The sequence below is a fragment of the Sinorhizobium sp. BG8 genome, from assembly GCF_016864555.1.
GTDB lineage: Bacteria > Pseudomonadota > Alphaproteobacteria > Rhizobiales > Rhizobiaceae > BG8.
Genome location: NZ_CP044011.1, coordinates 4,451,106 through 4,463,624, shown reverse-complemented (window position 1 = coordinate 4,463,624; position 12,519 = coordinate 4,451,106). Strand labels below are relative to the sequence as shown.

The window sequence follows — 12,519 nt, the reverse complement described above, 5'->3', positions numbered from 1 at the left end:
GATCCTTCTCAATTGACAGAACGGAAGACCCCAAGGACGACCGAGGCTCTACCAATCCGACACGGGATCGATCCGTTGTCCAGTATAATTGCCTCCGGCCTCACGGGCGGGCGCCGAGAGGGCACCAGAACCCGTCATCATCAGGTGGGCCAATCCGAACCGCGACCGGGTATGGTATTGTGAGAACGCGGGCCGATACGCGCATATGCGTCGCCCGACCCCGGGGAGGGCCTGATGTACATTCTCTATGGAGGCGACTTCACCCGGGCACCCCTCGTCCAATGGGTGCTTGAGGAAGGCGGGATAGAGTACGAACTCAGGAAGATAGACATTCTGAACGGCGAAAACCGCTCCGCGGAATTTCTCGCCGTAAACCCGGCCGGTCTCATACCAGTGCTCATTACGCCGGAAGGCGATGTGCTCTACGAAGTCGCCGCGCTGATGGTCTACCTGGCCGACCGGCACCGGCTTGAAGATCTTGCCCCTTCATCGGCCGACCCGGATCGGGGGCTCTTTCTCTCGACGGTCTTCCATATCGCCGGGGACATACAGCCCGAGATGAAGCGGTTCCATTTTCCGCACCGGTTCTCGCTGAGAAGGGAGGACGACATCGGCATACAGGACCTGGCAAAATCGCTCGTCCTCAGCCGCCTGGGCGTGATGGATGGCAGGCTGGCAAAAAGGGGCCCCTATGTGCTGGGATCCCGCTTCTCGCTTGTCGATTTCTACTTGTGCTTCTGGGTGGCGTATCTCGACCGGAGGACTGTGTGCATGCGGTTTCCGGCAATTGCCACGCTGTACAACATGGTCCGCTCCCGCCCGGGTGCAACGCGCTATCTGCAGGAGACCGAGGGGATGGCGGATGCCTATGCCGAGATGATGAACACGAGCCCCGGCGGCGTCATCGCATAGCAGGCGCCTGCGTCTGTGCATGCGCTTTCCACGGTTCGGTCGCTGGACCGGACCCGAAGGTCCGGCCTTGCCTTCCCGGTGCTCAGGTGATCGCGCCGACCTGCCACGGCACAAACTCGTTGTCGCCGTAGTCGTAGGCCTCGCTTGCGGTCTTGCGGCCGGACGCTGTCTCGATGACGAATTCAAAGATGCGGCGACCGGCTTGCTCGATCGTCTCGGTGCCATCGACGATCGTGCCGCAGTTGATGTCCATGTCTTCCTTGATGTGCTCGTACATGGGCGTGTTGGTGGCGATCTTGATGCAGGGCGCCGGCTTGTAGCCCGAGACGGAGCCGCGGCCGGTGGTGAAGGCGACGAGGTTGCAGCCGCCGGCGATCTGGCCGGTGACGGCGGCCGGGTCGTAGCCGGGCGTATCCATGAACACGAAGCCCTTCTCCGTCACCTGCTCGGCATATTCATAGACGGCATTGAGCGGCATGGAGCCGCCCTTGGCAACGGCGCCGAGGGACTTTTCCAGGATGGTAGTCAGGCCGCCGGCCTTGTTGCCGTGCGAGGGGTTGTTGTTCAGCTCGGCATCGTTCTTCGCCGTGTATTCGCGCCACCAGTCGATGCGCGACAGGAGCTTCTCGGCGACTTCGGGCCGGCTGGCGCGGCGGGTCAGCAGGTGCTCGGCGCCGTAGATTTCCGGGGTCTCCGAAAGCACGGTCGTGGCGCCTTCCTTGACCAGCATGTCGGAGGCAACCCCCAGCGCCGGATTGGCGGAAATCCCCGAATAGCCGTCCGATCCGCCGCATTCGAGCGCGAGCTTGATGCCCGAGAGCGGCTGTGGCGTGCGCCTGATCGCGCCAACGTCGGGGAGCATGTCGTCGATCATCTCGCAGGCGGCCTCGATCGTCCTGCGTGTGCCGCCCTGGTTCTGGATCATCATGGTGCGGAAGGTCTTGCCTTCCTCGAGACCTGCCTCTTCGACCATCGGCCCGTACTGGAAGGTCTCGCAGCCGAGGCCGATCATCAGGATGCCGCCGAAATTGGGGTTGCGCGCATAGCCCTTGAAGGTGCGGGTAAGAATCCTGCCGCCTTCCGATTTCATGTTGATCGCGCAGCCGCCGCCGTAGGTCAGGGCGACGACCCCGTCGATGTTTTCATGTCCGGTCTCGCGGAACTTGCGGGCATAGTGCTCCGCGACATAGCGCGAAACCGTGGCGGAACAGTTTACCGTCGAGAGCACGCCGATGAAATTGCGCGTGCCGATGCGCCCGTTGCCCCGGTCGTAGCCATCGAAGGTGCGCTGCTGGGACTGCGGGACCATTTCGGGCGGGGCGTTGTCCACGCAGAACTCGTGCTTGAGCTCGACGTCGAGGATCGCAAGGTTCTGCAGGTGAACATGCTCGCCGGGAAGAACCGCCTTCGTGGCATAGCCGATGATCTGCCCATATTTCAGGACGGGAGAGCCCTCGGAAATCGGGGCAAGCGCCACCTTGTGGCCGCGCGGGATTCGCTCGGCCGCAACGACGCCCGCGACAAGAGGCCTGCCGGCTTCCACGTTCGCAGGCACGACGCCCACATTGTCTTTCGGGTTCAGGACAAGGACGGCGGGCATCTGTGTGAGCATCGGGAAATTCCTGTGACGGGAGAAGTCGACGCAATTATGCACAATGTCTGCAAAAGTCAATAACGGGAGGCGAGCGCCGGAGGCCGATGTCAGGTCACACAAAATCGTTCACTGAGGATGATGAGATCCGCAGAGCATGGTTGCCCTCCCGGGATTGGAAAATCCCGGCGGAAACACTTTATCATGGGGTGTTATTCGTTGGAGCGCCTGCGGCCCGGTGGCCACGCGTTCGCTCGACAGTCATCTCGTCGAGCTCACGCATGTCTCCCGGGTCTGGTGACCATTTCCGGGAGACATGTCTTGCAGGAACTCCGGTCGCAGAGGCGCTGAACGCTCTTGCGGGAACCCTACTTACAGCAGGTTCTGGCCCGCGCTGACTGCCAGGTAGGCGAGGACGCCGAAATAGACCACCGTGAGGCCGACCATTGCGAAGCCACCGGCGACGATCAGGCCGTCACGCTGAGAAATGCCGGCGGAGAACAGGAGCACAGCCACCGCGGGCAATGTGTTCGAAAAGGGTATGAAGCTCAGCGGCAGCATCAGCAGCAGGCCTGCCGCCATCATCGCAAGGCCGTTGATGCGGTTCATCAGAATGCCGTTGGTCAGCGCAGGCATTCTCGGCATCACGTAGCGCTCGATGCGACGCAGCAGGCCGAGACCGCGCTCCAGCGTCGGCTTGAGGCGGCTCGTCTGGATCTGTCGGTCCGCCACCGCGGAAGGAAGCCAGGGGATCCGGTTCGCAGTGATCGCGGCGCTGATCAGCACGATGCCGGCGCCGAAGGCCGTCGACACGCCCGGGATCGATACCGGGAAGAGGAACGGCAGCGAAAGCAGCGCGCAAAGCAGCAACAGTCCCTGTTCTCCCATGACGCTGATCAGATCGCGAAGGGTGACGTGCTCGCCGTCGATATTGTCGAGCGCGCTCTCAAGCACGCTGCTCGTCGTGGCGATGGTGTCATTGAACTGAATGTCTCTCATAGCTGCCTTTTACTCGAAGTGGAGAAGATGCATGCGTGGCTTGCTGCACGCACGGGCAAATGTGGGCCACGCAGCAGGCTACCGGCGAGCCCATAATGGGCTGATGTGGCAAGTTTTGGAAGGCCCGGGCCGCCGATCACCCAAATGATCCATCGTGGGGCGTTCGTGCCGGCGGTTTTCTGCGCTCATCCGAGGCGCGCAACGTGGCGGCAATCAATCTGATGCCGCGGCGAACCAGCAGGACGACACGCGAAAATTCTTCGAGGACGTGTTCGAACGCCTCGGCTGCCTCGTCGATAGGCGCGAGGCAGCCGTACGGCCCGACCTGAAACCGTCCGCTATTCGACCGGTGGCTCCCAGTTCAGGAAGAAGCCGATGTCGCCGGGAACGCCGCCCGGAAAATTGATGACCATGGCCTTCAGCTTATAGCCCTGGGGCTGTGCCACCTCCTTGAAGCGATCGTAGAGTTCCTTTGCCTTCCCCTGCAAAGTCTGCGGCCAGTCCGGATCCGCATTGTTGATCGCCCGGCCGCTGTCCGTGCAGAAATCGGAAGGGAAGGAGTAGACCATCGCTTCCAGTTTCCCATCGGCCACGGCCCGCCTGACGACGTTGTTGATCATCGCCCGTTCCTCTTCTCCCACGTGCTTGCGGAAGAAATCATCGGCAAATTTCGCAAGCTCCTTCTGCCGAACATCCTTGACCTTGTCTTCCTTCTCCAGCTGGTCCAGCTGCTTCTGCAGGATTTCGCGGCGCAGTTCGTCTGCGCTCGGGACTGCTCCCTTCGGTTCTGTCTTGCTGGTGTCGCTCATTCTGTGACTCCCGGATCGTTGATCTCATGAATGGTGGACTTGCAAATTCAGGTATCGAGTTCGGGTATTGAGCGGGCCTCGGCGGCCCGTGGGCGCGTAGCGCCGACTACATTACGTTGGGCACGATGTTGCGGGCGGAGGTGTCATCGACGAAATCGTTCGGGCGCTTTTGTCTCTTGCCAAGTTCTGGTTCATCGAACTTCACCCGCTCGTACGGGATCGATTTCAGTATATGCGAAATGCAGTTGACACGCGCGGCTTTCTTGTCGTTCGAGGGCACGACCCACCACGGGGCATGCGGGCTGTTCGTCAAGCTGAGCATCTCGTTGTAGGCGCGCGAATAGTCCCACCAGCGGCGATAGGATTCGACATCCATCGGGCTCAGTTTCCATTGTCTCAAGGGATCGTCGATGCGGCGACGGAACCGCTTCTCCTGCTCGTCCTCGCTGACATCGAGAAAGTACTTCAGCAGGGTTATGCCGCTTTCCACGATCGCGGCCTCGAATCTGGGTGCGAGCTCCAGGAAGCGACGCGCCTTCTTCTCGGAGCAGAACTCCATGACCCGCTCGACGCCGGCGCGATTGTACCAGCTGCGGTCGAAAATGACGACTTCACCGGCAGCCGGCAGTTGCGCGATGTAGCGCTGCATATACATCTGCGTCTTTTCCCTGTCGGTCGGTGCCGGCAGGGCCACGACGCGGAACACCCGCGGGCTCACGCGCTCGGTCAATCGCTTGATGACACCACCCTTGCCGGCGGCGTCCCGTCCCTCGAAGACGATGACGATGCGCGCGCCCGACTTCTTTACCCAGGCCTGCAGGTGGGCGATTTCGACTTGCAGGCGAAGCATTTCCTTCTCGTATTGTTCGGTCTTCAGCTTCCCGGCGCTTCCCTCGCCAGAGGCGAAGGCACTCTTCTCGTTGTCTTTCTCGCGGTCCTTGTCACGCTTCTTGTCATGGTCCTTGCTCATTCCCTGCCTCCCTCACTCTCTCTGCGGTCTCCCGGCCCCCGCCGGTTCCGCCGTTGATGATCTCGTTGATTTCCTGTGACTGAAACGCACGCAGAGCGTCGTCGAGATCCTCGAAGATCATCGACCGACCCACACGCGCGAGCACGCCCGCCCGGTCGAGCAGGTCCTTGGCCTCGGCGTGCAATTCGGCAATGCCCAGGACGATGCCCTGCTCGGCGAAGTCTTCCCTGATCTCGTCGATCATCGCGGCGGACGTGCTGTCGATCTGGGCGATCGCGGCTGCATCGAGCACGAACCAGCGACTGCCGGGTGACAGGCGTTCGGCAATCTCGTGCAGGCGCTTGCGGACATGGTCGACGTTGAAGAACAGGAGACTGCCCTCGATCAGGCAGATGGTGAGGCCGGGGACGGGTTCGGCCTGCTGAAAACGGTGCAGCTTGTAGAAGCCGTCGCGGCCCGCAATGCGGCCGAGCAGTGCGTCGCGCGGGAACATCATCTTGCGCAGGACATAGACCAGCGTGGCGCCGATCGCGATGACAACACCATTGAGAACGCCGAAGCTGATCGCGCCCCACATGGTGATGAGGGCGAAGACGAACTCCATCCGGCTTATGCGCCAGACCTGCCGCAGTTCCGGGACGTCGATCAGACTGATGGCCGCAGCGGTGAGGATGGCGGCGAGCGCCGGTATCGGCAGGACGCGCAGCGCGTCGTTCAGAAAGAACAGCGAGGCGATCAGCGCGGTGGCCGAGACGATACCCGCGAGCTGCGACCTGCCGCCGATCGATACGTTGATCGCGGTGCGCGAGTCCGACATGCTGACGGGAAACGATCCGCAGAGCCCGGCCGCGATGTTGGCCGATCCCAGCCCGATCAGCTCCTGGTTGGGATCGACGTCATCTCCGAGGCGCGCACCGAAACTGCGGGCGGTCACGATGCCCGCACCGAAACTCACCAGAAAAACGGCGGCAGATCCGAACAACAGCTGGTCGACCGGAAAGGTGGACAGGGACGGGATCGCGAAATTGGGGAAGCCGGTCGGAATGTCGCCGACGACTGCAATGCCGCGCCCCTTGAAATCGAAGATCGCCGACAGGAAGACGGAGGCCACGACGACGATCACGGGTCCGGGGACTGGCAGGCGCGTCGCCCTTGCAGCCTGCAGGACGGCGAACATTCCAACGGCGAGCAGGACCGAAGGCCAATGGATCGACGCGCTCTTGCTCGCGAGTTCGACGAACGGTGCAATGAGCCCGTCCGATTTTATGGAAACGCCGGTGATGCGGCCGATCTGGCCGATCAGGATCGAGAGCGAAATGCCCGCGAAGAAGCCGACGAGGATCGGACGGGAGAGGAAAGTCGCAAGCATGCCGAGCCGCAGCAACCGCGCGATCAGACACAGTACGCCCACGCCGATCGCCAGTATGGCGGCGATGGAGATCCGATCCACCGGCTCCGTCGCGGGGGTCGATGCGATGATCGCGGTCATCGCCGCCGCCAGAACCGTCATCGTGGCTGCATCGGGGCCGACGATCAGCCGCCTGGAGGGACCGAAGACGGCATAGGCGATGACCGAGGCGATGCTGGCGTAGAGGCCGGTTTCCGGCGGCAGTCCGGCAATGGCGGGATAGGCGATCGCGCTCGGCAAGCCGACCGCCGCAATCGAGAGGCCCGCGGAGACATCGGTCGCCAGCCAGCTTGCGCGCAAGCCCGCAAACCCCCTGAACACCGGCAGATCGAAACTACGGGCCATTTCGTTTGACACTTCTGCTTACATCAACATTGACGGCGTCGGGTCCCGGGGAAGCACCGGAACCGCCACGCGCGCTTGCAACAACAGGACTGCCCTCAGGGCGCCTCAGTGCTCGAGAAACACATAATTCATCCAGCTGCTCATGCGCAGCAGCACCTTTCTGAGGATGGCGACGTGGTGCCAGTGCTCCGTGTAGACCGCTACCTCGGCAACAACACCGCCCGGCAACTGGTAGTCGCCGAGATCATCGAGCACGTCGACGCGCGCGAGCGTTCGCCCGGGCGGAAGACGCTCCGGCGATTGCGGGTCGATGAGCGCACCCGTCGGCTGCAATTGTCCCTGAGCCATGACGTCGATGATCTCGCTGATCCTGGCCTTGAAGATCCTGCCGGGGATGGCCTTGAAAGCGACCTCCGCTTCGTCGCCCACGCGCACACGCTGGAGTGAATTCTGGATGAAGGCGGCCGCCAGCATCCTGTCCTCCTGGTTGATGAAGACCATGACGGGCCGCAGCGGCAGGGGATTGGCCATCATGCCGGGCCTGAGGAAGACCTGCGTGACATAACCATTGCTCGGTGCCCGGACCGTCGTCTGGTCGAGCTCATATTCCGCATTCTTCAGTTCGGCCTGCAGGCGGGCGACCATCGGGTTGACCCCGTTGATCTGGGACTCGTATGCGAGCCGGGCCTGCAATGCCTGGGCCTGGGCCGTGCCTACTGCGGCCTCTGCACCCAGGTAGATGCCACGCCGGTTCTCGACGTCCAGTTCGGAGAAGACCAGGCCGCTACCGCTTTTCTTGGCGTTCTCGTTCGACTCCACGAAGCGCTCGTATGCCTGCAGCGACCGGTCGCGCGCGGATTCTGCCTGGATCACGTTCGAATCGGCGGCCTCCATCCCCGCCTCCAGCTGGCGGACTGCCTGCTCGGCCTCCGCGAGCGCCGCTTTCTTCTGGTCGACGACGAACTGGTAGGGACGGGGGTCTATGCGGAACAGCACATCGCCCTTCTTCAGCGGCGTGTTTGCCGCCACGGGCACTTCCACCACCAGCCCGCCAACGGCCGGGATGACCGGGGCCGACGTGAAGTAGATCCGCCCATCGCTGGAATAGGGGTGGTTGTAGCTCATGATCAGGATGAGGCCGGAAATGAGGAAGATGCCGCCAAGGACCGCGGTCGATACCGTCCACTGATTGACCCTGATCTTGAAGATCTTGAAGATCGCGATGCAGAACGCCGTGTAGGTGAGGATGAGAAGGAGATCCATCAGGCGGTCTCCCTCATCTGCGGCTCGCCCTCGAGTTCGGCAATGCGCGCCTTGAGGCGCGCGATTTCGGCGCCGGCTTCGACCTGGGACGGCAGCTTCCCATCTGTCCTTATGCCCCAACCGCGGTCTTCGCGGTAAAGCGTGGCCCAGATGAAGAGAAACGGCCAGATGGCATGAAGGGTGAACAGGCTGACCCAACCGGCGACATGGATTGCGTCCTGGTGCGGGTGATTGCGCTTCTTGGCAATCAGGTGGGGAATGTCATGGATGGCGATGATGCCGTAGAACAGCGTCAGCACCATGAAGAACAATACGCCCAGTGCGAAGTAATCGAGAAACAAGGCCATCCTCCGTTGATCGTTCCGGGTTCCGGTGTCCTCGGGGCACGGAAATCCGTAACCTTTTCATCTTAGTGCGGACGAAGGGCGCCCGCCTGTATCATCGCGTAGACTCTGCCGTTCCGCATTGACTTGCTTGGGGCAGCATCAACTTCCCTGCATTTCCAAAGCCCCGGAGCGCATTGAACGGCGCACCAGGGCGGCCCACAGTCACTTATCCGTCGACGGCTACGAAACGGCCGTGGCGTTTTTACTCAGAACCTCACGCCGAACTCGCCAGGTGCCCATCCGCTCCACCGGACCGGTTTGCGCGCGGAAGGCATCGCTGTGGCCAAACACATCGGTGGCGGTGGAATTGACGTCGATGCAATGATTGGAGAACGCGTCCTCCATCACCAATGTCAGGAAGTTTCGGGCTTGGCCGGATGTCTCGAACCTGGCGCTCTTGCAATTGGGGTCGGGTTGCGCTCGGATCTCTTCGTCCGTCAGTGAAAGTGGTGGGTCGACCGCCAGATTCCCTTGAAAAGCAAGGCTCACGTCGTATCCCTCCAGCACTACTACAGCACTTATTGTGTGAGGTGTATTCCTGTCAGTTCATGTATTCTACGTCTTAGTCGAGTGCAGACGCAATACAGTATTAGGTTAGCCTTACGGAGTTGATTTTAATGACGTTGCGGCGCCGAGACGGAAGCGCGATCCAAGCCGTATGTGTACGGAGGCGCACAACCAACAGCAGAGCCGCGCAATACCGGAGTGCAACGAAAACGTTCGAAGCAGGTGTAACGATCTTGCGGCCGTGGAGCACGTGGCCGGCGCAGTAAATCCTGCTCACGATGCGGGCGGAAGCGGTGGCAATCCTTGGGCCGCTGCTATCCTCGCACGTCCCGCGATCCGAAGGCTCGTCATGGCACCCCAGGCCGTTGTTTTCACTCGTGTCCTCTTCCAGGAAAATGCGGGAATGTCAGCGGTTTGGTGGGCGGCGGCAAGTGTCGAATTGATGGCTGCCGCGATGCAATTCTAAAGAATTGAACCAAAACGGTTTGCCACGAATAGTAGATTTTGCTATATTACATTTTAATGAAATGAAATTCTCAAGCGGCCGTGTACGTCTTCCCTTCCGGCCCCACTTGCGCGAGACCTTATCTGCGCACTCCCGAGTTCGTTTCCTTTCCCGACCTAGCATTCGGAGCAGGGGGGAGAACCGTTGCCTACGCTAACCGTAGATCTTCAAGAAGGCTTCGAGGGCGATGAGGTCGTCATCGCGGTCGATGGACGCGAACTGTTTCGCAAACAGGGTGTGAAGACGCGCCATCAGATCGGACTTGCCGAACGCGTACGCCTAGAAGTCGAGGCGAAACAGTGCAGTTTGCGCGTGTCGCTGCCCGAACGCAGCCTGAAGCGCGAGCTCTCGGTCGATTGTGCCGCAGAGCCCACCCTTGCCGTCTCGTTGATCGGCGGCCAGATCGACATCCGGCCCTTCACCCTGCCCGGCTATCTCTGAACCAAGTCGAAGGAACACTCAGCATCATCTTCAGCGACTACCCGGCGGCACGCGCTGCCGGCAGTCAGTCATTCGAGGAGGTCATCATGTCCAATGTTGAATTGTTTTCTCAGAACGAGCTTGCCGCCGACGAGGCGGAACTCCTGAAAGCAGCGTTTGAGGCAGAGGCCCTGTCCGGTCCGATCGAAGCGATGCCCTGGCTGCTGCGGTCGAGCGGTCTCTACAAGTGGTCTTCGCTGACCCACCCAACCACCAACCCTGTCCTCGGCGGCGTAGAGGCCGCACTGGAGGCGGAGGTCGGGAGCGAAGCGCTCTCTCCGATCGTCTTCCAGCGTGAAGAACTGCGCCTCGACGTCGACGGCAACTATCCGCAGATGACGGCGAGCGGCACGCTCTACAGAAGCTTCGTGCTGCGCGTACACTGGATCGCCAACCTGGTTGCGGTCGGTCCGCGCACCTGGACCGGTACCATCTGGTACAAGGACGGCTCGGTTGCCTCCTTCCCCTACACGTCGGTCAAGATCACTGCAGTGCGAAGCCTGTTCGCGTCCGGTCGTAGCGCGACCGTAACGTTCAGCGGCGGTGGAGCCCTTCCACGCAGGCGCACCTATCGCTTTGCCTCGAACTACTTCCACCCGGCCGAGTTCGAGTACGATCACGAGAGCGGCGTTGTCCCGGATCTCGATATCGACACATGCGCTCACCCGAACCGGCCGGCAACCCTGCCATGCCAGGTTCTGACCACCGAGACGATCTATCGGCGCGCAGGCTTCGACGCCACGCGCAACCCCGCCATCAGCGATATCCCGACCGACGGCCCCGACGTCAATCTGACATGGAGCGATGCCGAGATGCACGACGCGATGCAGACCTACTGGTCGCGCTTCGCCAACAAGCCGCAATGGGCGCTGTGGGTGCTGTTCGCCAAGCAGCACGACATCGGCCCGAACCTCGGCGGCATCATGTTCGACGACATCGGGCCAAACCATCGCCAGGGTACCGCGATCTTCTACGACAGCTTCATCTCGAATGCGCCGGCGGGAGATCCGGCACCTGCCGCGGCCGTGAAGCGCCTGCACTTCTGGACGGCTATTCACGAAATGGGTCACGCCTTCAATCTCGCCCATTCCTGGCAGAAGGATCTCGGCACGCCCTGGATCCCGCTTGCCGCCGAGCCAGAAGCACGCAGCTTCATGAACTATCCCTATTTCGTTGCCGGCGGTGAAACGGCGTTCTTCAGCAATTTCGAGTATCGCTTCACCGACAGCGAACTTCTGTTCCTGCGTCATGCGCCCGAACGGTTCGTCCAGATGGGCAATGCCGACTGGTTCGACCATCACGGCTTCGAGGGAGCCTCAACGCTCGGTGCGAACGGCTTCGACCTGGAAATCGGCGTTGATCGTGCGAAGCCGATCTACGATTTCCTGGAGCCGGTCGTGCTGGAGATCAAGCTCACCAACATCTCTGCCGAGCCGAAGATCGTGCCCTCCGACATCCTTCTCGACACGGGAGGCATGGTCGTCATCCTGAAGAAGGCCGGCAAGCCCGCACGCCAGTGGCTGCCCTATGCACACCAGTGCCGGCGCGCAGCCGCGATGGTGCTGCAACCCGGACAGGAGATCACCGAGAGCCTGTTCGTATCAGCCGGTGTGAACGGGTGGGATCTGGCCGAGCCCGGCCACTACACGGTGCAGATGTCGATGCAGATCAACGGTGCCGACCTGCTGTCGAACGAACTGCAGCTGCGCGTGGCGCCGCCGAAGAGCTATGAGGAAGAGTATGTCGCCCAGGGCGTCTACACGGACGAGGGTGGACGCGTCATGGCCTTCGACGGTTCGCTCGTACTCGACGCGGGGCGGAACGCCTGGCTCGAGCTGGTCGAGCGTCTGCCGAACTCGAGGGCAGCGGCACATGCCCGAATTGCTCTCGCCCTGCCAATGACGCGCAATTACCGGCTGCTGCGCATCGACGCTCCGGAAAAGGCCATGGCGATAGACGGCCGCGCTGCCTTCGCCGTTGCCAAGAAGCGGCCGGAGGAGGCTGCCAAGCATCTCGAGGCTGCCCTCGTCGATGAGGCCGAAGTGTCGGCCACGACCCTTGGACGCGTGGACTTCGAGTACTACGGGAAGACCTACGCCGATTGGCTCAAGGACAGCGGTGCCGACAAGGAGGCCAAGCAGGTTGGCGACACGGTGCGCAAGGTGGCTGCAAAGCTTGCACGTCATCATCCGGCACCGAAATCGCAGGGCGCCCACAAGGTGGCCGCAGAATAGCCTGACCGGTGCCGCGGAGCGCCCCATCTTCCCTGGCTGCCTGCGTGCGAGGCAGCCGGGGATGCAGGTACCCGTGGAGCGCTCCTCAAAGCGGACGGTGATTCGTGCGA

General features: G+C 61.8%; 11 protein-coding genes. 3 read left to right on the top strand and 8 right to left on the bottom strand.

The genetic code is table 11. The annotated features are described in order from the left end of the window. Positions 1-234 precede the first annotated feature (234 nt). Positions 235-912 (top strand): glutathione S-transferase family protein, encoded by a 678-nt coding sequence (locus F3Y30_RS20780; RefSeq protein ID WP_203424539.1) that lies wholly within the window; start codon positions 235-237, stop codon positions 910-912. A gap of 82 nt (positions 913-994) precedes the next feature. Here F3Y30_RS20780 and F3Y30_RS20775 read toward each other — a convergent pair whose 3' ends face one another. The 8 genes from F3Y30_RS20775 to F3Y30_RS20740 form a co-directional block, all read right to left on the bottom strand. Continuing rightward, positions 995-2,524, bottom strand: a complete 1,530-nt coding sequence (locus F3Y30_RS20775; RefSeq protein ID WP_246752822.1) for an altronate dehydratase family protein — start codon at positions 2,522-2,524, stop codon at positions 995-997. Between the two features lie 351 nt (positions 2,525-2,875). Further along, complete coding sequence (locus tag F3Y30_RS20770) at positions 2,876-3,502, bottom strand: exopolysaccharide biosynthesis protein (RefSeq protein ID WP_203424538.1); 627 nt, start codon at positions 3,500-3,502, stop codon at positions 2,876-2,878. Between the two features lie 338 nt (positions 3,503-3,840). Further along, positions 3,841-4,311, bottom strand: a complete 471-nt coding sequence (locus F3Y30_RS20765) for a hypothetical protein (protein ID WP_203424537.1) — start codon at positions 4,309-4,311, stop codon at positions 3,841-3,843. Positions 4,312-4,417: 106 nt separating this feature from the next. Continuing rightward, the gene (gene ppk2, locus F3Y30_RS20760; RefSeq protein WP_203424536.1) at positions 4,418-5,281 is read right to left on the bottom strand and encodes a polyphosphate kinase 2; all 864 of its coding nucleotides are present in this window, start codon (positions 5,279-5,281) and stop codon (positions 4,418-4,420) included. Next, entirely contained in the window at positions 5,265-7,034 is a 1,770-nt protein-coding gene (locus tag F3Y30_RS20755; RefSeq protein ID WP_203424535.1) for a SulP family inorganic anion transporter, read from the bottom strand. The genes ppk2 and F3Y30_RS20755 overlap by 17 nt, the downstream gene beginning before the upstream one ends. 105 nt (positions 7,035-7,139) lie before the next feature. Next, a complete protein-coding gene (locus F3Y30_RS20750; protein ID WP_203424534.1) occupies positions 7,140-8,297 on the bottom strand; it encodes an HlyD family secretion protein in 1,158 nt (385 codons plus the stop codon). Next, on the bottom strand, positions 8,297-8,638 hold the full coding sequence (locus F3Y30_RS20745; protein ID WP_203424533.1) for a DUF3302 domain-containing protein: 342 nt from the start codon (positions 8,636-8,638) through the stop codon (positions 8,297-8,299). The genes F3Y30_RS20750 and F3Y30_RS20745 overlap by 1 nt, the downstream gene beginning before the upstream one ends. Positions 8,639-8,863: 225 nt before the next feature. After that, entirely contained in the window at positions 8,864-9,172 is a 309-nt protein-coding gene (locus tag F3Y30_RS20740) for a hypothetical protein (protein ID WP_203424532.1), read from the bottom strand. Between the two features lie 667 nt (positions 9,173-9,839). On the opposite strand from F3Y30_RS20740, the gene F3Y30_RS20735 reads away from it, so the two are divergent. Beyond that, on the top strand, positions 9,840-10,136 hold the full coding sequence (locus F3Y30_RS20735) for a hypothetical protein (protein ID WP_203424531.1): 297 nt from the start codon (positions 9,840-9,842) through the stop codon (positions 10,134-10,136). 86 nt (positions 10,137-10,222) lie between these two features. Beyond that, positions 10,223-12,409 (top strand): hypothetical protein, encoded by a 2,187-nt coding sequence (locus tag F3Y30_RS20730; RefSeq protein WP_203424530.1) that lies wholly within the window; start codon positions 10,223-10,225, stop codon positions 12,407-12,409. Positions 12,410-12,519 lie beyond the last annotated feature (110 nt).

Excerpts from the sequence above, each read along its gene's own strand:
- F3Y30_RS20770 (WP_203424538.1), bottom strand. The coding sequence starts at position 3,502 with ATGAGAGACATTCAGTTCAATGACACCATCGCCACGACGAGCAGCGTG.
- F3Y30_RS20730 (WP_203424530.1), top strand. The coding sequence starts at position 10,223 with ATGTCCAATGTTGAATTGTTTTCTCAGAACGAGCTTGCCGCCGACGAG.
- F3Y30_RS20750 (WP_203424534.1), bottom strand. The coding sequence starts at position 8,297 with ATGGATCTCCTTCTCATCCTCACCTACACGGCGTTCTGCATCGCGATC.
- F3Y30_RS20780 (WP_203424539.1), top strand. The coding sequence starts at position 235 with ATGTACATTCTCTATGGAGGCGACTTCACCCGGGCACCCCTCGTCCAA.
- F3Y30_RS20765 (WP_203424537.1), bottom strand. The coding sequence starts at position 4,311 with ATGAGCGACACCAGCAAGACAGAACCGAAGGGAGCAGTCCCGAGCGCA.
- F3Y30_RS20775 (WP_246752822.1), bottom strand. The coding sequence starts at position 2,524 with ATGCTCACACAGATGCCCGCCGTCCTTGTCCTGAACCCGAAAGACAAT.
- ppk2 (WP_203424536.1), bottom strand. The coding sequence starts at position 5,281 with ATGAGCAAGGACCATGACAAGAAGCGTGACAAGGACCGCGAGAAAGAC.
- F3Y30_RS20755 (WP_203424535.1), bottom strand. The coding sequence starts at position 7,034 with ATGGCCCGTAGTTTCGATCTGCCGGTGTTCAGGGGGTTTGCGGGCTTG.